Annotated in this window: 20 protein-coding genes; 16 read left to right on the top strand and 4 right to left on the bottom strand. The window is 73.5% G+C overall.

The window, feature by feature from the left end; translation table 11 throughout:
• The first annotated feature begins 16 nt into the window (after positions 1-16).
• The 16 genes from OG799_RS28270 (at position 17) to OG799_RS28195 (ending at position 14097) form a co-directional block, all read left to right on the top strand.
• Positions 17-658, top strand: coding sequence for a TetR/AcrR family transcriptional regulator (locus OG799_RS28270; RefSeq protein ID WP_406039231.1), 642 nt, complete (start codon positions 17-19; stop codon positions 656-658).
• A gap of 85 nt (positions 659-743) precedes the next feature.
• Positions 744-3332: an ATP-dependent chaperone ClpB gene (gene clpB, locus OG799_RS28265; RefSeq protein WP_406039229.1), complete on the top strand. Its 2589-nt coding sequence runs from the start codon at positions 744-746 to the stop codon at positions 3330-3332.
• 109 nt (positions 3333-3441) lie between these two features.
• The gene (locus OG799_RS28260) at positions 3442-3819 is read left to right on the top strand and encodes a hypothetical protein (RefSeq protein WP_406039227.1); all 378 of its coding nucleotides are present in this window, start codon (positions 3442-3444) and stop codon (positions 3817-3819) included.
• 72 nt (positions 3820-3891) lie between these two features.
• The gene (locus tag OG799_RS28255) at positions 3892-4803 is read left to right on the top strand and encodes a hypothetical protein (RefSeq protein WP_406039225.1); all 912 of its coding nucleotides are present in this window, start codon (positions 3892-3894) and stop codon (positions 4801-4803) included.
• 163 nt (positions 4804-4966) lie between these two features.
• Positions 4967-5596, top strand: a complete 630-nt coding sequence (locus tag OG799_RS28250; RefSeq protein ID WP_406039223.1) for a DUF4178 domain-containing protein — start codon at positions 4967-4969, stop codon at positions 5594-5596.
• A 2-nt stretch (positions 5597-5598) separates the two neighbouring features.
• A complete protein-coding gene (locus tag OG799_RS28245) occupies positions 5599-6150 on the top strand; it encodes a DUF2617 family protein (protein ID WP_406039221.1) in 552 nt (183 codons plus the stop codon).
• Complete coding sequence (locus OG799_RS28240; RefSeq protein ID WP_406039219.1) at positions 6147-6578, top strand: DUF4247 domain-containing protein; 432 nt, start codon at positions 6147-6149, stop codon at positions 6576-6578. The genes OG799_RS28245 and OG799_RS28240 overlap by 4 nt, the downstream gene beginning before the upstream one ends.
• Positions 6579-6607: 29 nt before the next feature.
• Complete coding sequence (locus tag OG799_RS28235; protein ID WP_406039217.1) at positions 6608-7030, top strand: DUF350 domain-containing protein; 423 nt, start codon at positions 6608-6610, stop codon at positions 7028-7030.
• A complete protein-coding gene (locus OG799_RS28230; RefSeq protein WP_406039215.1) occupies positions 7030-7827 on the top strand; it encodes a hypothetical protein in 798 nt (265 codons plus the stop codon). Before OG799_RS28235 ends, OG799_RS28230 begins: the two co-directional genes overlap by 1 nt.
• Positions 7824-9392 carry a polyamine aminopropyltransferase gene (locus tag OG799_RS28225; protein WP_406039213.1) on the top strand — a complete coding sequence of 523 codons (1569 nt, stop codon included), beginning with the start codon at positions 7824-7826 and terminating at the stop codon, positions 9390-9392. Before OG799_RS28230 ends, OG799_RS28225 begins: the two co-directional genes overlap by 4 nt.
• A gap of 73 nt (positions 9393-9465) precedes the next feature.
• Positions 9466-10464 (top strand): hypothetical protein, encoded by a 999-nt coding sequence (locus OG799_RS28220; protein ID WP_406046432.1) that lies wholly within the window; start codon positions 9466-9468, stop codon positions 10462-10464.
• Between the two features lie 94 nt (positions 10465-10558).
• Complete coding sequence (locus OG799_RS28215; RefSeq protein ID WP_406039211.1) at positions 10559-11344, top strand: hypothetical protein; 786 nt, start codon at positions 10559-10561, stop codon at positions 11342-11344.
• Positions 11345-11416: 72 nt separating this feature from the next.
• On the top strand, positions 11417-12151 hold the full coding sequence (locus tag OG799_RS28210) for a hypothetical protein (protein ID WP_406039209.1): 735 nt from the start codon (positions 11417-11419) through the stop codon (positions 12149-12151).
• Positions 12148-12957, top strand: a complete 810-nt coding sequence (locus tag OG799_RS28205) for an SDR family NAD(P)-dependent oxidoreductase (protein WP_406039207.1) — start codon at positions 12148-12150, stop codon at positions 12955-12957. The genes OG799_RS28210 and OG799_RS28205 overlap by 4 nt, the downstream gene beginning before the upstream one ends.
• Positions 12958-13122: 165 nt before the next feature.
• Complete coding sequence (pyrE, locus tag OG799_RS28200; RefSeq protein WP_406039205.1) at positions 13123-13662, top strand: orotate phosphoribosyltransferase; 540 nt, start codon at positions 13123-13125, stop codon at positions 13660-13662.
• A gap of 57 nt (positions 13663-13719) precedes the next feature.
• Positions 13720-14097 carry a helix-turn-helix transcriptional regulator gene (locus OG799_RS28195; protein ID WP_007454255.1) on the top strand — a complete coding sequence of 126 codons (378 nt, stop codon included), beginning with the start codon at positions 13720-13722 and terminating at the stop codon, positions 14095-14097.
• Between the two features lie 180 nt (positions 14098-14277).
• Here OG799_RS28195 and OG799_RS28190 read toward each other — a convergent pair whose 3' ends face one another.
• The 4 genes from OG799_RS28190 to OG799_RS28175 form a co-directional block, all read right to left on the bottom strand.
• A complete protein-coding gene (locus tag OG799_RS28190) occupies positions 14278-15084 on the bottom strand; it encodes a DedA family protein (protein WP_406039203.1) in 807 nt (268 codons plus the stop codon).
• 50 nt (positions 15085-15134) lie between these two features.
• Positions 15135-17651, bottom strand: coding sequence for a polynucleotide kinase-phosphatase (locus OG799_RS28185; RefSeq protein WP_406039201.1), 2517 nt, complete (start codon positions 17649-17651; stop codon positions 15135-15137).
• Positions 17648-19081 (bottom strand): 3' terminal RNA ribose 2'-O-methyltransferase Hen1, encoded by a 1434-nt coding sequence (locus tag OG799_RS28180; protein ID WP_406039199.1) that lies wholly within the window; start codon positions 19079-19081, stop codon positions 17648-17650. The genes OG799_RS28185 and OG799_RS28180 overlap by 4 nt, the downstream gene beginning before the upstream one ends.
• Positions 19082-19207: 126 nt before the next feature.
• On the bottom strand, positions 19208-20755 hold the full coding sequence (locus tag OG799_RS28175; RefSeq protein WP_406039197.1) for an LPXTG cell wall anchor domain-containing protein: 1548 nt from the start codon (positions 20753-20755) through the stop codon (positions 19208-19210).
• Positions 20756-20860: the final 105 nt, after the last annotated feature.

Genomic DNA, 20860 nt, shown 5'->3' with positions numbered 1-20860 from the left:
CTGCTATCCTGGACCCGTGCCGAACCCGACTGACAGCCCGCCGCTCACCGGCCGCCGCGCCCAGGCCGCCCGGAACGACGCCGTCATCCTGGACGCGGCCCGCGCCGTGTTCCTGGACGACCCGAAGGCGCCGATCGCCGCCGTCGCCGAGCGCGCCGGCGTCGGCATCAGCGCCCTCTACCGGCGGTACGCCGGCAAGGAGGACCTGCTCCGCAAGCTCTGCCACGACGGGCTGCGGCGGTTCGTCGCGGCGGCCGAGGAGGCCGCCGCCGACCCGGACCCCTGGCGGGCGTTCGCCGGGTTCCTGGAGCGGGTGGTCGACGCCGACGTGCACTCGCTCACCGTGCGCCTGGCCGGCACCTTCGCTCCGACCGAGGAGATGGGCCGCGACGCGGTGCGCGCCAACGAGTTGGTCGCGGCGCTGGTCGAGCGGGCGCGGGACGCCGGGCGGCTCCGGCCGGACGTGGTGACACAGGACGTCGGGCTGCTGCTGGAGGGGTGCGCCGCGGTCCGCGTACCCGATCCGGAGCGGACCCGGCAGTTGCGCCGCCGCCACCTCGCGGTGCTGCTGGCCGGCCTGGCCGTGACCGAGCCATCGCTGCCCGGCCCGCCCCCCGCGCCCGGCGAGTTCGACTGGCGCTGGCGGCGCCCGGAGTGAGCCAGGTCACACAGCTGGAGTTGAGCGGAATAGGCTCAACTCTGGTTGTGTCTTTCTTAGTGGACACGCCGATCCGGGGGAGCCCATGAACACGGAACGTCTCACCACCAAGAGCCGCGAGACCATCACCGGCGCCGTCGCCCTGGCCAACCAGCGCGGCCACGCCACGGTGGAGCCGTGGCACCTGCTGCTGGCGCTGCTGGACACCGAGGGCTCGACCGCCGCCGGCCTGCTGCGCGCCGTCGGGGCCGACCCCGCCGAGCTGCGCCGGGTCGCCCAGCGCTCGGTCGACGCCCTGCCGGCCGCCCGCGGCTCCAGCATCGCCGAGCCCACCCTGGCCCGCGAGTTCGTCAACGCCATCGGGGCCGCCGAGCAGATCGCCCGGCCCCTCGGCGACGAGTACACCTCCACCGAGCACCTGCTCGCCGGCCTGGCCCGGGTGGGTGGCGCGGTCTCCGGCGCGTTGAAGGCCGCCGGCGCCACCGAGGAGAACCTGGTCGCCGCCTTCCCGACCGTCCGCGGCGGGGACCGGCGGGTCACCACCGCCGACCCGGAGCAGACCTACCAGGCCCTGGCGAAGTACGGCGTCGACCTGACCGCCAGCGCCCGGGACGGCAAGATCGACCCGGTCATCGGCCGGGACTCGGAGATCCGTCGGGTGATCCAGGTGCTGTCCCGGCGTACCAAGAACAACCCGGTGCTGATCGGCGAGCCCGGCGTCGGCAAGACCGCGATCGTCGAGGGCCTGGCCCAGCGGATCGTCGCCGGCGACGTGCCCGAGTCGCTGCGGGACAAGAAGCTGGTCTCGCTCGACCTCGGGGCGATGGTGGCCGGCGCGCAGTACCGCGGCCAGTTCGAGGAGCGGCTGAAGTCCGTGCTGGAGGAGATCAAGAACTCCAACGGCCAGGTCATCACCTTCCTCGACGAGCTGCACACCGTCGTCGGCGCCGGCAAGGGCGAGGGCTCGATGGACGCCGGCAACATGCTCAAGCCGATGCTGGCCCGTGGTGAGCTGCGGATGGTCGGCGCGACCACGCTGGACGAGTACCGCGAGCACATCGAGAAGGACCCGGCGCTGGAGCGCCGCTTCCAGCCGGTACTGGTCGGCGAGCCGACCATCGAGGACACCATCGGCATCCTGCGCGGCCTCAAGGAGCGGTACGAGGTGCACCACGGCGTCCGGATCACCGACGCCGCGCTGGTGGCCGCCGCCAGCCTCTCCGACCGCTACATCACCGACCGGTTCCTGCCCGACAAGGCGATCGACCTGGTCGACGAGTCCGCGTCCCGGCTCCGGATGGAGATCGACTCCCGGCCGGTCGAGGTGGACGAGATCGAGCGGGCGGTGCGCCGGCTGGAGATCGAGGAGATGGCGCTGGCCAAGGAGCCGGACGCCGCCTCCGCCGAGCGGCTGGAGCGGCTGCGCAAGGAGCTGGCCGACAAGCGCGAGCAGCTCACCGCGCTGTCGGAGCGCTGGCAGCTGGAGAAGAGCCACATCACCAAGCTCTCCACCGCCAAGGAGGAGCTGGAGCGGCTCAGCGGCGAGGCCGAGCGGGCCGAGCGCGACGGCGAGCTGGAACGCGCCGCCGAGCTGCGCTACGGCCGGATCCCCGCCCTCAAGGCCGACCTGGCGAAGGCCGAGGAGGAGCTGGCCCGGCTCCAGGCCGACGGCGCGATGCTCAAGGAGGAGGTCGGCGCGGACGACATCGCCGCCGTGGTCGCCTCCTGGACCGGCATCCCCGCCGGCCGGCTGCTGGAGGGCGAGACCGCCAAGCTGCTCCGGATGGAGGAGTCGCTGCGCACCCGCGTGGTCGGCCAGTCCGAGGCGGTCGGCGCGGTCTCCGACGCGGTCCGCCGCGCCCGGGCCGGCGTCGCCGACCCGGACCGCCCGACCGGCAGCTTCCTCTTCCTCGGCCCGACCGGTGTCGGCAAGACCGAGCTGGCCAAGGCGCTCGCCGAGTTCCTCTTCGACGACGAGCGGGCCATGGTCCGCATCGACATGAGCGAGTACGGCGAGAAGCACTCCGTCGCCCGCCTGGTCGGCGCCCCGCCCGGGTACGTCGGCTACGAGGAGGGCGGCCAGCTCACCGAGGCGGTGCGCCGCCGGCCGTACTCGGTGATCCTGCTCGACGAGGTGGAGAAGGCCCACCCGGACGTCTTCGACGTGCTGCTCCAGGTGCTCGACGACGGCCGGCTCACCGACGGCCAGGGCCGGACGGTGGACTTCCGCAACGCGATCCTGATCCTCACCTCCAACCTGGGATCGTCGGTGATCAGCGACCTGACGCTGGCCGAGGAGCAGCGCCGGGAGGGCGTCCTCGCGGTGGTCCGGTCGCACTTCAAGCCGGAGTTCCTCAACCGCCTCGACGACATCGTGGTCTTCGCCGCGCTGCGCGGTGACGACCTGCGGTCGATCGTGGACATCCAGCTCGACCGGATGCGCCGCCGCTTGGCCGACCGGCGGCTCGGCCTGGAGATCACCGAGGCGGCCCGGACGTGGCTCGCCGAGCACGGGTACGACCCGATCTACGGTGCCCGCCCGCTGCGCCGCCTGGTCCAGTCCGCCATCGGCGACCAGCTCGCCAAGGCCCTCCTGGCCGGCCAGATCCGCGACGGCGACACCGTCAGGGTCGACCTCGCCGACACCAAGGAAGGCCTCACGGTCACCGCCTGACGACCCCCTGTGGTGATCAAGAAGTTTGCGTCCGTGGAGCCCGTGCTCCCGGACGCAAACTTCTTGGTCAAGAGGGTCAGCGGCGGCGCGGCGGGGCAATAGTGAGGGCATGTTGGGGATCGGGAAGAAGGACCGCGAGCTCGACGCGGCCGTCAAGGAGCTGGCCAAGGCGGACACGCTCGCCTTCGGCGGGGTGGGGATCGCCTCCCAGATCCTGCCGGAGACCGACGCGTACCGGCACGTGGAGCGGGCGCTCGACGAGCATCCGGAACAGGCCCGCAAGAAGGTCGACTGGCTGCTCCAGCACGGCTCGCCGGCCGGCAAGGCGTACGCGGCCACATTGCTGGACCGGGTCGACCCGGAGGCCGGTCGGGCGGCCTGGACGCGGCTGCGCGACGACGCCGGCGAGTTCACCACCTTCAGCGGCTGCGTGATGGGCCGCGCGACCCTGCGCGGGTACGCCACGGAACGGCTCGCCGGCAACTGATCCGCTCCGCTGTCCGGGTCCTGCCCGATCGGCTCTGCCGGCGCCTGGCGGGCACGCCGTACCTTGCCAGCCATGACCTCGCCCGACACCGCGCCGGCCCGACCCGCCCGACCCGGCATCGTCACCGTCGCGGTCTGGTTGCAGCTCGCCACCGTCGCCGTCCTGCTGCTCCTGATCGGCCTGGTGGTCTTCGCGGCGGTGCGGTACGACGCCCAGATCGACCGGGCGGTACGGCTGGTCCCCGACGCGGACCCCACGGAGGTCTCGAACGAGCGCTCCGGCAACCTCTTCATGACGCTGAGCGTCGGTGTGCCTGTGCTGCTCCTGGCGGGCTGGCTCGCCGCCACCGCGCTGCCCCTGCGCCGGGGCAGCAACATCGCCCGGATCCTGGTCTTCGTGGCCGCCGGTGCGCAGCTGCTGGTCTGTCTCGTACAGGGCTGCTCGGGCGCGTTGGTCATCCCGATCATGCTGGCCGCGGGAACCACCGACCCCGGCTTCGACCCGTCCGACGGCGTACCGCCCGAGGACTGGGAGCAGTCGAAGTTCCTGGACACCCTCTATGCGCAGGGCGACCCGGCCGACACGTTCTTCGGGCTCACCGGCATCGGGTTCCTCCTGGTGCTGGCGTTGACCGCGACCGTGGTGGTGCTGCTCCTGCTCCCCGAGTCGGGCCGCTGGTTCCGGCCACAGCCGGCGGTCCCGGCAGGCGCTCCGCCGCTGCCCTTCGGCTACGGCCCCCCGCCGCCCGGTGCGGCATTTCCCTACGGCTACGGCTACCCGATGCCCGCTGCGATGCCGCCGCCGGGGTACGTGCTCTGCCCCAACCCGGCGCTGCACTTCGCCCAGCCGCCCACCGGACCGGCGGCGCCCACCCCGGACGATCCCCCGCCAGCCGGCGTTGACCGGTCCGCACCCGGGAGCCGGACGCCCGACGGGCCGGGGAAGCCGCCCGTCGATCCCACCGCCGGCACCCTGGGTGGCTGAGCCACGAGCGGGGCTCCCGAGCGGAACCGCTTCCACCCGCCCAGATCGTGCCGGGCCAGCTCTGGCCGCCGCGTAGCTGACCGGTGGCTCAGCGGTCAGCCGTTCGGCGGCTGTGCGTCGGGTTGTTACCGTCTCCCCGACGCACGTGGGGGAGGCGGTCGGCGTGAACGGTTCGGTGGCGTACCTGGTGACGGCGCTGGGGTGTCTGATCGGGGTGGCCGGTGTCGTGATCGCCGTGGTGGCGCTGCGCAGGGCCCGGTCCCGGCCACGCCCGCCGGCCCCCGCCGACCCGTTCCGCGACCGGGACTCCGACGCGCTGCGCGGTGACCCCCGCAAGCTGCGCCCCGGCGACATCGTGGAGATCCGCCAGGTGCCGTGCACGGTCCGCGGCTCGGTGCACCTGGTCGAGGGCGGCTGGAGCTGGGCCGAGCATCTGCTCGACGACGCCGGTGGGGTGAAACGCTGGCTCTCCGTCGAAACGGACCCCGACCTGGAGTTGGTGCTCTGGACCGCCGAGCCGTCCGCCACCGTCACGCCGGGCGCGCCGACCCTCGACATCGCCGGCCGCCGGTACACCTGGGACGAGTCCGGCCAGGCCCGCTACACCGCCACCGACGGCACCGGCCTCGACCCGCGCGGCACCATGCGCTACCACGACTACCAGGCGCCCGGCGGCGCCCGGCTCTCCTTCGAGGCGTACGGGGAAGCCGGCTGGGAGGTGGCGCTCGGCGAGAAGCTGCACCGGGCCGAGGTGATGATCTACCCGCAGGGCGGCCCGGAGCAGGTGGCCTGAGCGTGCTGGTCACCCTGGACGCCCCGTACGTGGACACCAGCGCCGCCGACCTGAGCCTGACGCTCGGCGGCCCGGAACGCCCCGCGCTGCACGTACGGGAGCTGAGCCTGCCCGACGGGCTGACCCTGCGGCTGCGCCTGCTCGGCGCCTCCCACCAGGTCGTCTGCGGACAGCTGACCGAGACGGTCGCCTGCCTGCCCGGCCGCCCGCCGCACCTGCCCGGCGCCCTGCACGACGACGCCGCCGGCTACCGGTTCACCGCTACGGTGCTCCGGCCCGACGGCGACGGCCTGCGCACCCGGGTCGCCGCGCTCCGCGCCGAACTGGCCGGCGACCCGTACGCGCTGGTCGGGGTCTTCCCCGGCGACGTGGACGCGGTCACCGCGCTCTCCGTGCGCCCCGACCCGCCCGACGGGACGGTCGCCTGGCGCACCTGGCACGCGTACCCCCAGACCAACGAGCTGGTCCTGACCGAAACGGTGGTGATCCTTGTGAGCGCGAGGAGTGAGCCGGGTTTGCGCGCCCCGCAGTCGCGAACCGCGGTGGCACTGTGACGACGACGTACCGGCGGTGGATCGTGGTGGGGGTGGCCGTCGCCGTGGTCGGCGCGCTGCTCGCCGCCTTCGCGATCTTCTACGGCAACTTCTCGCCGCGCGGGTACGTGCAGGACCACTACCGCCGCGCGTCGAGCCGGGACATCGGCCGGGACGCCGTCGCGTACACCTCGAACCGCACGCCCAGCCAGGTGTCCAAGGACATCACCGACGCCTGGCGGCCCGCCGACCAGTACGTCGACGGCAGCGGGGTCTACCTGCGCTACGACGACGACTCGGTGGTGATCCTGCCGGTCGCCGCCGGCTCGGTGATCCTGCTGGAGCGGATGACCACCGCCTACCCCCGCTACCACCACGTCGTCGGCCGGGGCTGGGGCTGGGGCCGTGGCAGCACCGTCCGGGGCGGTGGCCCCGGTGCCGGCAAATAGCCGTCCGACCCCCTCACCCTGGAGCTGAAGTGCAGAACCTCGCCACCGATCTGCTGGTCACCCTCGCCTACGGCGTGGTCGGCGTCGTCCTGATGGGCATCGGTTACCTGCTGGTCGACCTGGCCACCCCGGGTCGGCTGAACCATCTGATCTGGCACGAGCGCAACCGCAACGCGGCGCTGCTGCTCGCCTCCAACCTGGCCGGGGTCGGCGTCATCGTGGTCGCCGCGATCGCCGCGAGCGAGGACGACTTCGTGCTCGGTCTGGTCGGCACGGCCGCGTACGGCGTCCTCGGGCTGGTCATCATGGCGGCGGCCTTCGTGCTGCTCGACGTGGCCACCCCCGGCAAGCTCGGTGAGCTGCTGGTGGACCCGGAGCCGCACCCGGCGGTCTGGGTCTCCGCGGTCGTGCACCTCGCCACCGGCGCGATCATCGCCGCCGCCATCAGCTGATGGCCGCCGCCAGGCCGACCGGCCACGACATCCCGAACGCCCGCGGGAGGTCCAAGGCGTGGAAGCAGGCCGCGCTCTGGATCGGGATCACGGCGGTGGTGGTGGCCTTCTGCGCCGTCGGCGCGTTCACCAACGACTCCGACAGCCTGACGGTGCCCGCCCCGGCGGCCGACGAGCGGACGGACACCGTGCCGCTGCTGCAGGAGGCCGCCGCCAGCCAGGGCATCTGCTACGGCTGGCGGCTGACGGACTACCCGACGGTGACGAGCGTCGGCTCCAACCTCGGTGACGGGATCGCGGTGGGCGAGGACCCGCGCTGCCTGCGCTGGATCGAGGTCGAGGCCGACGTCAACTACACCTCGGAGAGCAGTGAGGCGTCGGACTCCGCCTCCGTCCGGGTGAACGGCTCGGACGACGTCGACGCCGCCGACCTTTCCAGCATCCAACGCGGCCTGGAGCGGTTCGGGCTGGACGACGACGCCTTCGTCGACGACCCCGGTTGGGCGGTCACCCGCGCCGCGACCACGCTGCCGCTGCTCGCCGCGGAGGCGGGGGTCGCGCAGCCGGCGGCCCCCCCGAGCGTCGAACCGGCCGCCGCGGCCAGCCCGCTGCCGGCCGCCGGCAGCGACTTCTGGCGGGACCGCTGGGGCTGGCTCATCGCCGTGACCGGGCTGCTGCTGCTCGCCGCACTCTTCGTCACCGTGGGCGTGGTGCAGCGCCGCCGGCAGCTCCGGGGCGTCGTGCCCGCGCAGCGCGCCGGGGCGGAAGCCGCCGGGCGTACCCGGGAAACGGCGTGACCACCGACGCGCCGGCGCGGCCGCGTTGGCGGGCGGCCCGCGCGGCGGTCCTGCTCGCGGTCTTCGTCTGCGCGGCCTGCGGCCTGGTCTACGAGCTGGCGCTGGTCGCGCTCGGCAGCTACCTGATCGGCGACGCGGTCGGCCAGGCGTCGATCGTGCTCGGCGTGATGGTCTTCGCGATGGGCGTCGGCGCGCTCGTCGCGAAGCCGCTGCAGTCCCGGGCCGCCGCCGCGTTCGCCGCGATCGAACTGACCCTCGCCCTGCTCGGCGGCCTCTCCGTGCTCGGCCTCTACGCCGCGTTCGCCTGGCTCGACCTCTACGGCCCGGCGCTGGTCGGCACCGCCTTCGTCCTCGGCCTGCTGATCGGCGCGGAGATCCCGCTGCTGATGGTGATGCTGCAACGCATCCGCGAGCAGTCCGCCGGCAGCGCGGTCGCCGACCTCTTCGCCGCCGACTACGTGGGCGCGCTGCTCGGCGGGCTGGCCTTCCCGTTCCTGCTGATGCCGGTCTTCGGCCAGCTCAAGGGCGCCCTGGTGGTCGGCATGGTGAACGCGGTGGCCGGCCTCGCGCTGGCCTGCACGGTCTTCCGCCGCGAGCTGAGCCGTCGCGCGCGCGTCGCGCTCGGCGCGGGCGCCGTCGTGGTCGCCCTCTGCCTGGGATACGCCTGGATCACCGCCGCCGACTTCGAGCTGACCGCCCGGCAGCAGCTGTACCGGGACCCGGTGGTGCACGCCGAGCGCAGCCCCTATCAGGAGATCGTGCTCACCCGGTCGGTGCGGGAGGTGGGCCACGCCGACACCGACCTGCGGCTCTTCCTCAACGGCGACCTCCAGTTCAGCTCGGTCGACGAGTACCGCTACCACGAGTCGCTGGTGCACCCGGTGATGAGCGGCCCGCGCGGCGAGGTGCTGGTGCTCGGCGCCGGGGACGGGCTCGCCCTCCGCGAGATCCTGAAGTATCCGGACGTCCGTCGGGTGACCGTGGTCGACCTCGACCCGGCCGTGGTGAGGCTGGCCCGCACCGAGCCGCAGCTGCGCGACCTCAACCGGAACTCGTTCGCCGACCCTCGGGTGCGGGTGCTCAACGTCGACGCGTTCGGCTGGCTGCGCACCGCCACGGAACGCTTCGACGTGGTGGTGGCCGACCTGCCCGACCCGGACGAGACGGCCACCGCCAAGCTCTACACGGTCGAGTTCTACGCGCTGATCCGCTCGGTGCTCGCAGATCGTGGGCGGCTGGTGGTGCAGTCCGGGTCGCCGTACTTCGCGCCCCGGTCGTACTGGTCGATCGAGCGGTCGGTCCGCGAGGCCGGCTTCGCCACCGTGCCGTACCACGTGGACGTGCCGAGCTTCGGCGACTGGGGGTTCGTGCTGGCCGCGCCGGGGACCACCCCGCCGGTGCTGGAGCTGCCCGCCGACGTACCGCCGCTGCGCTTCCTCACCCCGTCGGTGCTGGCCGCGGCGGCGGCCTTCCCCGCCGATCGGGGCCGGCTGGACGTGCCCGCCTCCACGTTGTTGCAGCCCAGGGTGCTGGAGTACGCCCGCGTGGAGTGGCGCGGCTACTAGGTTCGGGGGCATGCCGCCCCGGTCGTCGCGTCGCCGCCGGACGCCACCGGGCGTCGAGTGGCTCCGCAACCGGGTGCCGACCCGGTCGGTGGAGGCGGCCACGTACCTCGAGGCGTTCGTGCTCTCCGGGGTGGTCACCGTGCTGGTCACCCGGGCGTATCTACAGGCCACCGGATATCCGCAGCTCGGCGGGGGCGGCCTGCACGTCGCGCACGTGCTCTGGGGCGGGCTGCTGATGGCGGTCGGCCTCGGCATCGCGATGGTCTTCCTCGGCGGGGGGCCCCGAACGGCCGGCGCGATCGTCGGCGGCGTCGGCTTCGGGCTCTTCATCGACGAGGTGGGCAAGTTCGTCACCACCCGCACCGACTACTTCTACGCCCCGGCCGCCGGCATCATCTACGGCGCGTTCGCCCTGCTGGTCGTGCTCACCCAGGCGGTTCGGGGCCGGATCCGGCTGACCCCCGCCGAGCGGACCGCGAACGCGCTGGACCTGGTGCTGGGCGGGGTGCCGGGTGGACTCACCGACCGGCGGCGCGCGGCGGTGCTGCGGCTGGTCCGGGGATCGGGTCCGGCCACGGAGGAGGCGGTGGCCCGGCTGCTCGACGCGGTGCCGCGCCGCGAGCCGCCACCGGTCCGGTTCTGGCAGCGCTGGGTGTCCCTCGGCCGCCGGGTCGTCGCCTGGCTGACCGCGCGCCGGTGGCTGGTCTGGCCGGTGGTGGTCTACCTGGTGGTGGAGCCGGTGGTCACCGTGGCCGCGGTGCTGCTCGACCAGGTGACCGGTGAGCTGAACCAGCAGCGGGAGTGGGGCGCGGTGCTCGGCACCTCGATCTCCGCGCTGATCACCGCCGTGCTCAGCGTACGGGCGGCGCTGCGGCTGCGCCGGGACCGGGCCGACGCGTTCCGGCTGTTCAAACTGGCGCTCCTGGTGGACCTGCTCTTCGGGCAGATCTTCAACTTCACCGTCAACCAGTTCGGGGCGGTCTCCGCCGTCGCCGTCGACCTCTTCCTCCTCGGTGTGGTCACCGCCGAGCATCATCGGCTCTGCCGGGCGGAGTCACCGCTCGCCGGCTGATCCACGCCGTCGCCCCGCAGGTTCCCGCCCGGCGTGCCGTGCCGTGGTGGCCGGAGCTGGTTACGGTATGCGGGTGATCTAGGGAAGGAGAATCATGGTCGATGTCCACGGCACGCCCACCCGCGCCCGCCCCGGCGTGGTGACGATATCCAGCTGGCTGCTCATCCTGTTCGCCGTCATCCAGGTGGTGAGCCTGATCCTCACGCTCTCCACCATCGGCACCATCCGGAACGTCCTGCGGGACGCCTACCGCGGCACCGCCGCCGAGCAGGCCGGCGACCTCGCCTACGGCTTCGGCATCGGGGTGGGCGTGCTGACCCTGCTGCTCGCCGTCGGCATGGTCGTCCTGGCGCTGCTGAACAACCGCGGCCGCAACGGCGCCCGGATCACCACCTGGGTGCTGGGCGGCATCCTGGTCTGCTGCACCGGCGGCAGCCTGGTGAACAACGCGGTCGGCGGGTTCACCAGCGGCGGGAACACCGGCGACATGCCGAGCGGCGCGGAGATCCAACGCCGGCTGGAGGACGCCTTGCCCTCCTGGTACGGCCCGGTCACCACGCTGCTCGGCGTCCTCGGCCTGCTCGCCCTGCTGGCCGCCCTGATCCTGCTGGCGCTGCCCCCGGCCAACGAGTTCTTCCGTAAGCCGCAGCAGGCCTGGGAGCCGCCGCTGCCCGGCGCCGCCTACCCGGCCCAGCCGTACGCCGTCGGCCAGCCCGGCTACCCGTCGGCCCCGGCCCACCCCGCCGAGCCCGGTCCGTGGCAGCCGCCGGCCCCGCCGGCTCCCGGCCAGCCGGGCTCCGGCCAGCCTGGTCCGGGTCAGCCGGGTGGTGGGGAGGGCGGGACCGCGGGTCCGGAGAGCCGGCCGCCATCCGCGAGTTGACGTCCGGATAAGAGCGACGCCGACGATCCCTCCGAGTAGGTTGCAAGCCGACGCCTACCGGAGGGATCTGTCGTGTCGTATGCCGATCAGGCGCCGCCCCGTCGCCCGGCGGCGGTCGTCGCGGCGGCCGCCGTGCTGGTGCTGATGGCCGTCGGCGCCGTGGTGTACGCCGTCGCGGGCCTGCTCGTCCTGGGCGGCACCGTCGACCGCTTCCGGGCGGCGGCGAGCGCGACCGGTGCCGGGGCCGACGAGATCGACGGGGTGGTGTCGCTGCTGCGCGCCTCCACCGTGCTGTCGGCCGTGGTCGGGGTGCTGGTCGGCCTGGTGCTCTTCGGTCTCGCCCTCGGCCTGCTCGCCGGGCGCGCGGGCGCCCGGGTGGGCACCTGGGTGGTCTGCGGGCTGGGCCTGCTCTGCGGCTGCTGCGGGCTGGCCGTGCTGGTCGGCCAGCGGGCCGCGCCGCTGCGGCTGGGCGCCGGCGAGCAGGTCACCGCCGAACTGCTCGCCCGGCTCGGCGACGCGTATCCGGGCTGGTGGATCCCGCTGAACGCGGCCCTGTCGGTGGCGCAGGTCCTCGGCTACCTGGTGGTCGCCGCGTTGCTGACCCTGCCCGCCGTGGACGCCTTCCTCCACCGCCGTCCGGCCCCGGCCGGCCCGCCGACGCCGTCGAGCGCCCCGACCGCGCCCGGCTACCCGACCGCGCCCGGCTACGGACCCCCGCCCGGGTACGCGCCGCCGTCGGGGCCGCTCGCCTCCTGGTCGCGCACCGCCCCGCCCGGCCCGACCCCGCCCCCGGAGGAGCGCCCGTGACCGCCGAACCAACCACCACCCAGGGCCGGGCCCTGATCACCGGCGCCAGCGCCGGGATCGGGGCCGCCTTCGCGCACCGGCTCGCCGCCGACGGCTGGGACCTGGTCCTGGTGGCCCGGGACGCCGGCCGACTGGACGCCACGGCCGGCGAGCTGACCGGCCGGTACGGGCGGTCGGTCGAGACGATCTCCGCCGATCTGTCCACCGACGACGGCTGCGCGGCGGTCGAGCGCCGGCTCACCGCCGAACCGCCGGTCGAGCTGCTGGTCAACAACGCCGGGATCAGCCTCAACACCCCGTTCCTCCGGTCGACCGTCGAGGACGAGGCGCGGCTGCTGCGGCTCAACGTGTTGGCGGTGCTGCGGCTGACCCACGCGGCCCTCGGCCCGATGGTCGAACGTGGCCGTGGGACAGTGATAAATGTCTCTTCGGTTGCCGGGTTCGGGGTGGTCATGCCCGGGTCGACGTACTCGGCGAGCAAGGCGTGGGTGACGAATTTCAGTGAGTCGATCGCCCGGTCGGTGGCCCCGCTCGGCGTACGGGTGATGGCGCTCTGCCCCGGCTACACCCGTACCGGCTATCACGAGCGGGCGGGCATCGACATGTCCGGAACTCCGCGCTGGCTGTGGCTCAAGGCCGACGATGTGGTCGCCGAAGGGCTGCGTGACCTGGGGAAAGGGAAGCTGGTCAGCGTTCCGACGTGGAAGTACAAGCTGGCGGTGGCCGGGCTGCGGCACGCGCCCCGGCGGCTGCTGCGCGGGGTCTCCCGGGACACCCGGGGTCGGGTGGACCGGGACGGCCGCTGACCGTCGATCGGCGGGGCGGCTGTCCCGCCGGCGGGACGTCGCGGCGTCGGCCCAAGTGGACGGTCGCGCGGAGTAGTTGAATATCGCCAACTATCTGTCGCCCGGAGGGTGACCCGGGTGGACCCCGCAGACGGCTCCCAGACTTGCGCAGTACCCTCTAACGCCATGGGCCACCACGACGACCTGCGTAAATTCATTACCGACCTGGCTGTGGTCCATGGACGGGTGGTGCTCTCCTCAGGTCGCGAGGCGGACTGGTACGTCGATCTGCGTCGCGTCACGCTCCATCACCGGGCGGCGCCGTTGGTCGGCCGGGTGCTGCGCGACCTGACCGCCGACTGGGAGTACGACGCCGTCGGCGGGCTGACCCTGGGCGCCGACCCGGTGGCTCTCTCGATGCTGCACGCGGCCGCCGCGACCGACCGCCCGCTGGACGCGTTCGTGGTCCGCAAGGCGGGCAAGGCGCACGGTCTGCAACGTCGGATCGAGGGGCCGGACGTCGCGGGTCGTCGGGTGCTGGCGGTGGAGGACACCTCGACCACGGGTGGCAGTGTGTTGACCGCCGTCGAGGCGCTGCGCGAGGCCGGGGCCGAAGTGGTGGGCGTGGCGGTTATTGTTGATCGAGGTGCCGGCGACGCGGTGCGAGCCGCCGGACTGCCTTATCGGGCGGCCTATACGTTGGCTGACCTCGGCCTTGTGGCGTAAAAGTTTGCCGATTCGGATCTGCTGATATGCAGGCGGATCGATGCTGCTGGTGGAAGGATGGAATACGTGGGAACTGCGTTGGCTGAAATGACCATGCCTCAGATCTCGCCGCTTGCCGGCGAGCCGATCGAACGTGCCGATGCCGAGCGTCTCGCGGGGGTCCTGAAGGCCCTCGCCGATCCCGCTCGACTCCGGCTGCTCAGCCTGATCCAGTCGGCCCCCGAGGGCGAGGCGTGCGTCTGTGACCTGACCGCGCCGCTCGGCCTCTCGCAGCCGACGGTCAGTCACCACCTGCGTATCCTCACCGAGGCCGGCTTGCTGGAGCGGGAGAAGCGCGGTGTCTGGGCGTACTACCGGCTGGTGCCGTCCGCGATCGCGACGATCGCGGATCTGCTCACCCCGCCGCGCAAGCGGGCCACCAAGAAGGCCCGCTGAAACCGGACGTGTCCGACGGCCTGATGGTCGCCCCTGCCCGGGGTGACGTCGGGTGGCGTGCCAGGGGTGGCGTCACCACCGGACGGTGACGGCTGCCCGTCATCCGTACCATCCGCAGATCGACAGGTCGTTGCCGATGGCCGGCCCCCGAGAGGGGACCGGCCATCGGCGTGTCCGGGGTCAGCGGCCGTGCTGGCCGCGGCGGTGATCGTCCTCGCCGTCGACGGCATCCCGCACCGCGTCGACCACGCCCGCCGCGCTGGCCGCGGCGACCATCGCGGCCGCCTCGCCGCGCTTGCGCGCCCGCCGGTCGCGGAGGAACTCGAAGAAGATCGGCAGCACCGACACCACGATGATCAGGGCCACCACCGGCAGGATGTACCGGTCGATCTTGTCGCCGATCGCGTGGTAGATCTGGTCGGCGAGCAGGTAGCCGATCAGCAGGATGCCGTCCACCCAGAGGACCGCGCCGACGATGTTCCAGATCAGGAACTGCCGGGCCGGCATGCCGAGCACCCCGGCCACCGGGTTGAGGAACGTGCGGACGATCGGGATGAAGCGGGCCAGCACCACGGCCTTCGCCGGACCGAACTTCTGGAAGTAGTACTCCGCCTTCTCCACGTACTCCCGCTTGAACAGGCGGGAGTTGGGGCGGTCGAACATCCGGCGGCCGTACCGGTGGCCGAGCCAGTGCCCGAGCTGCGCGCCGGCGATCGCGAAGAGCGGCCCGCCGATCAGCAGCGCGGCCAGGTGCAGCCGGGTGCCGCTGCCGAAGATCGCGTCGGCCACCGGCGACGCGGCCACGCCGGCCAGGAACAGCAGCGAGTCGCCGGGGAAGAAGAAGCCGACCAGCAGGCCGGTCTCGGCGAAGAGGATCGCCCAGACGCCGATCAACCCGAAGGTGTGGATCAGGTCCTTCGGGTCGAGCGGGTTCAGGGCGATGCTCTCGGAGAGCACCCGGGTCTTCTCTGCTGTGTCCACGGCCACACAGGTTACCGAAGCCCGGTCCGGCGTCGCGCCGGACCGGGCCGGACGGGTCAGAGGCGGGGGTCGACCGGTTCGGACTCGCAGGCGAGGATCGCGAAGACCAGCTCGTGGCGGCGCCACAGCGGGGCGTTCCCCGCCAGGGCGTCCAGGGCCGCGAGGCCGAGGGCGTGTTCGCGCAGGGCCAGACCCCGCTTGCGGCCCAGGGACCGCTTGCGCAGCGCGGCGAGCTGAGCCGGCTCGGTGTAGCCGGGGCCGTAGATGATCCGCAGATACTCCCGGCCCCGGCACTTGATGCCCGGCTGCAGCAGCGAACCCCGGGCGGACCGGGCGGCGAGGCCGGCGTACGGCTTGACCACCATGCCCTCCCCGCCGACGGCGGTGAGCGACAGCCACCACCGGGTGGCCGCGTCCACCGCCGCCGCGTCGGTCAGGTCGACCACCAGTCGCCGGGTCGGGGTGAAGAACTCCGGGTCGGCGGCGCAGAGCCGGTCGGCCAGGTCGAGGTGCCAGCCGTGGTCCCGGTCCGCCCAGCTCGCCCCGGCCCCGGCCAGCACGGCGAACGGCGCGAGGGTCACCCCGCGCAGCCCGTCGATCGGCCCGACGTACGCCCGGTACGCCGCCGAGTACGCCGACACCTCCGCCGCCCGGTCGGCCATCCGCCCGCGCAGCCCGTCGACCGGCAGTCCCCGCCCGGCCGCCGCGTGGAGCGTGGCGAGCACCGCCGGCAGGGCGGCCCGGCCGGCCGCGCCGACGCCGGCGTACTGCTCCCGGATCAGCCCACCGGCTTTCGCCGACCACGGCAGCAGCTCGCAGTCGAGCAGCAGCCAGTCGGTGTCCAGCTCGGCCCAGAGGCCAGCCGAGGTCACCGCGGCCCGGACCCGGGCCAGCAGCTCGTCGTCGAGCGGCGGCCCGAAGAACGGCCGACCGGTCCGGGTGTGCACCACCCCACCGCCGAACCGGCCGGGCTCCCGCTCGACCAGCACCACCGCCCGCGAGCCCATGTGCTTCTCCTCGCAGACCACCCGTTCGACGCCCGCCGACCGGTAGTCGGCGAACGCCTGCGCCGGGTGCTCCAGGAACCCGTCGACCGTCGAGGTCGAGCAGGGCGCCATCGTCGGCGGCAGCCAGACCAGCCGGCCCGGGTCGACGGCGAAGCGGCTCATCACCTCCAGTGCGGCGGCGGCGTTCTCCGCCGGCACGGTCAGCGTGCCGTAGGGGTGCTCGAGGTGCCGCCGGCCGGTGACGTCGGCCAGGTTCAGCACGGTGTCCGGCCGGGTCGGCGTGGGTGCGACCAGCGGGCGGGCCGGGGCGTACCACTCCTTCACCGCCGGGACCGCGACCAGCTCCTTCTCCGGGTAGCGCAGCGCGGTGAGCTGCCCGCCGAAGACGCAGCCGGTGTCGACGCAGATGGTGTTGTTCACCCACTCCGGCTCCGGGGTGGGCGTGTGGCCGTAGACGACCATGGCGGAGCCTCGGTAGTCGCGCGCCCACGGGTAGCGGACCGGCAGGCCGTACTCGTCGGTCTCGCCGGTGGTCTCCCCGTACAGCGCGAACGACCGCACCCGGCCGGAGGTGCGGCCCTGGTAGGCCTCCTTCAGCCCGGCGTGCGCGACCACCAGCCGGCCGCCGTCCAGCACGAAGTGGCTGACCAGGCCGTCGATGAAGGCGGCCGTCGCGGCCACGAACTCCGGGGACTCCGACTCCAGCTGGGCCATCGTCTCGGCCAGGCCGTGGGTGAGCCGAACGTCCCGGCCCCGCAGCTTGCGCAGCAGCTTCTGCTCGTGGTTGCCGGGCACGCAGATCGCGTGCCCGGCCGCGACCATGCCCATCACCAGGCGGAGCACGCCGGGGGAGTCCGGGCCGCGGTCCACCAGGTCGCCCACGAAGACCGCGGTACGACCAGCCGGGTGCACCGCGTCCACCGGGCGGCCCGCGTCGTCGCGGCGCAGCATCCAGCCGAGCCGGAGCAGCAGCGCCTCCAGCTCCTCCCGGCAGCCGTGCACGTCGCCGACGATGTCGAACGGCCCGGTCAGCTCCCGGCGGTCGTTGAACAGCTTCTCGTACCGGATCTCGGCGGCCTCGATCTCCTCGACGCCGCGCAGCACGTGCACCTTGCGGAAGCCCTCCCGGGCCAGCTGCCCGTACGACCGGCGCAGGTCCCGCTGCATCCGGGCCAGCACCTGCCGGCCGAAGGTCCGGTCGGCCCGTCCCTCGGTCCGCTCCCAGGCCAGCGCCTCCGGCACGTCGAGCACGATCGCCACCGGCAGCACGTCGTGCTCCCGGGCCACCCGGACCAGCGCGGCGCGGGCGTGCGGCTGGAGGTTGGTCGCGTCCACCACGGTGAGCCGGCCGCGCCGCAGCCGGGTGCCGGCGACGTGGTGCAGCGCCTCGAACGCGTCCGCCGAGGCCGACTGGTCGTTCTCGTCGTCGGCCACCATCGCGCGGAAGGTGTCCGAGGAGAGCACCTGACTGGGCCGGAAGTGCCGGCGGGCGAAGGTGGACTTGCCCGAGCCGGAGACGCCGACCAGCGCCACCAGGGCCAGCTCGGGAATGTCGAGGGTGGTCATGCGGTCTCCTCCTGCCGGGTCAGCACGGCCAGCTGGGTCGGTGCGCCCACCTCGGGGTCGTCGTCGCCGATCCCGCTGATCGTCGCGGTGTAGCCGTGCGCGACGGACACCCGGTCGACCCAGGACGCGAACTCGGACCGGGTCCACTCGAACCGGTGGTCGGCGTGCCGGAACCGGCCCGCGCCGAGCCCCTCGTAGTGGACGTTGTACTCGGCGTTCGGCGTGGTCACCAGTACCGTGCCCGGCCGGGCGTGACCGAACACGGCGTCCTCCAGCGCCGGCAGCCGGGCCGGGTCGACGTGCTCGATCACCTCCATCAGCACCGCCGCGTCGTACCCGCGCAGCCGGTCGTCCCGGTAGGTCAGCGCCGACTGCCACAGCCGGATCCGGTCGCGCTGCCGCTCGGGCAGCCGGTCCAGCCGCAGCCGCCGGGCGGCCAGGGTCAGCGCGTGGCTGGACACGTCGGTGCCGACGACCTCGGTGAACCGCCGGTCGGCGGCGAGCGCGGTGAGCAGCGCGCCCCCGCCACAGCCCAGGTCCAGCACCCGGGTCGCCCCGCTGGCCCGCAACGCGGCCAGCACCGCCTCCCGACGCCGCACGGCCAGCGGGGCGCGCGGCGGGCTCTCGGGCGTCGGCTCGTCGGTCACGCTGTCGTCGGCCGGCGGCTCGTCGGCGAGGCGCAGTTCGGCCAGCCGGGCCAGCGCCTCGCCGGCCAGCGCCCGACGGTGCGCCAGGTAACGGCGGGTGATCAGGGTCCGCTCCGGGTGGTCGGCCAGCCAGCCGGCGCCGGCCCGGAGCAGCTTGTCGACCTCGTCCGGCGCCACCCAGTAGTGCTTGGCGTCGTCCAGCACGGGCAGCAGGACGTACAGGTGGTTGAGGGCGTCGGCCACCCGCAGCGTGCCGGCGAGGGTCAGCGCGACGTACCGGCTGTCGCCCCACTCGGGGTGCGTGTCGTCGAGCGGGATCGGGTCGGCCATCACCGTCCAGCCCAGCGGGGCGAAGACCCGCACGGCCAGGTCCGCGCCGCCCCGGCAGCGCAGCACCGGCACCCGCACCTCCAGCGGGATTCCGGTGGCGGCCAGCTCCGGCCGGTCCCGGGACTCGCCGCGCAGCGCCGACCGGAACACCTTGGCCAGGGCCGAGGAGAGCAGGCTGGACGCGGCGTACGGGCGGTCGTTGACGTACTGGCCCAGGGTGAAGGTCTCCGGGGTGGCCGCCTGCGCCTTCCCGCGACCGTGACCGCCGCCCAGCCGGAGCGGGTCGACCTCGACCAGCAGCGCCGCAGTGCAGCGCAACTCGTCCGCCTCCGGGTAGAGCACGTGCGCGGTGCCCGCCGGCAGGTCGAAGCTCTGCACGCGGTCCGGGTGCTTGACGAGGAGGTGGCCCAGGTCGGTCGCGGGGCGGTGGGTGGTCGTCAGGGTGAGCAGCACGCCGTCGATGGTGTCAGCACGATCGATCTTGCGTCGTCCCGTTTTCGGTCGCGGCGGACACGGCGGTGCCCCGCCGACCGTGGTGGTCGGCGGGGCACCGGGTGTCGCTGGGTGGTGCGGGATCCGTCAGGCGACGAAGCGGGTCTTGCGGCGGCGGGCCACCACGTAGCCGCCCGCGCCGGCCGCCAGCAGCAGCGCGCCGAGGCCGGCGATCAGGGCGGTCGAGCTACCGGTGAGCGGCAGCGTGCCACCGTCACCGGCGCCACCACCGTTGCCGCCGTTGCCGGGCTCGCCGCCGTTGCCGCCGGACGTGCCGTTGATGACGACCGCCGCGGCGTTGTTCTTGAGGTCCGGGTCACCCGCGAGCCTCAGGGTCACCGTGCCGGTCGCGTTCGGCACGACCTTGTCGATCCGGAGCGCGAGCGGGTACTCGTAGTCCACGCCGGCCGGCGTCTCGCTGGCGGTGCAGCCGTACGCCTTCGCGCCGGGCTCGCCCCAGCTCATGTCGTACGGGTCCCACTTCTGGCCGGGGACCCACGGCGCGCACTCGCCGGACACGTCGACGGCGGTGGTGCCGGTCGGCACCACGATCTGGACCAGCGGCAGGCCCTGCTGCCACTCCAGCAGAGCCGGGCCGAGGTTGCGGAAGCCGGGGGTCACGGTGACCACGTCACCGGCCTTGCCCTTGGCCGATCCGCCGACGGCGGCGAGGTCGGCGTAGTGGGTGCCCTTGACGGCGATGTCCGCGATCGTCGAGCTGTTCCACTCCTCGCTGACGTCGGTCTGCGGCGCCCGCTGGGCCTTCGCCGGCCGCTCGACGAGGCGGAGTTCGCCGCCGGTGCCCGGCTCGCCCATTCCGGGGAAGTAGGGGTCCTTGGTGACGGTCTCCCAGTCGTCCACGGCCCACCAGTCCAGGTAGGCGTGCAGGGTGGCGCCGCTGCGGGCCGCCTTGGCCAGGCCCACCGGGAAGTCCTCGGAGAGCTGGTACTCCTTGTCGGTCTCCAGGTCGGCGGTGAAGGTGCAGATCGTGAAGCCGAACTCGGAGCTGCGGCAGTTGCGGTACTTGCCCGCGTACTCGGCGATCCCGTCGCCCTGCATCATCAGCACGGCGCCGTGGGCGGTGCTGGGGCCCGCGTTCCGGACCACGCCCGGCACCCCGACCGTGGTGCCGGGCTGGCCCTCGACCTTGACCGACTCGTCGCTCTGCAGGTCGATGCCCTCGGCCACGGTGACGGTCGGCTTCCGGGTCACCTCCTTGCCGTCGGCGGTCACCTTGACGACGAGCTCGCCGCTGGTGCCGGCCTTCGCCGCCGAATCGACGTTCACCCAGTACCCGAAGAAGGGAGCGCCCTGCTCCTCGGAGCCCTCGGCCTCGCAGTGGACCTTCGAGCCGGTGGTGTCGCACCGCCACAGCTCAGTGGCGATGTCGACGGTGGCGAAGCTGGAGATAGCCGACAGGTCGAGGTCGATGGCGAGTGCCTTGGGCTCCGGGTCCTCGGGCTTCGGCGTGACGTACAGGAAGCCGAGCTTTCCGTGGTCGACCGCGACCAGCAGGTCGCCGGCGTACACGTCGAAGGGGTCTTCCGCGGCGACGGCGGGGGTGGCGGAGGCGGCGACGAACGCGCCTGCGACGCCGATCCCGGCCAGCCAGCTCCGGGTGGAGTGGGTGAGCATTGGTGGGTTCCTCCCGTGGGGGTGCAGGTGGAGCGCGTGGATCTTAAGGAACCGTTAAGCCCACCCGCTGTCCCGAAAGACGGTCGGAGCCGGGAATCAGCCGAA

Source organism: Micromonospora sp. NBC_00898 (genome assembly GCF_045207895.1).
GTDB lineage: Bacteria > Actinomycetota > Actinomycetes > Mycobacteriales > Micromonosporaceae > Micromonospora.
The sequence above is the reverse complement of the archived record's forward strand: the minus strand, read 5'-3'. Positions and strand labels throughout refer to the sequence as shown.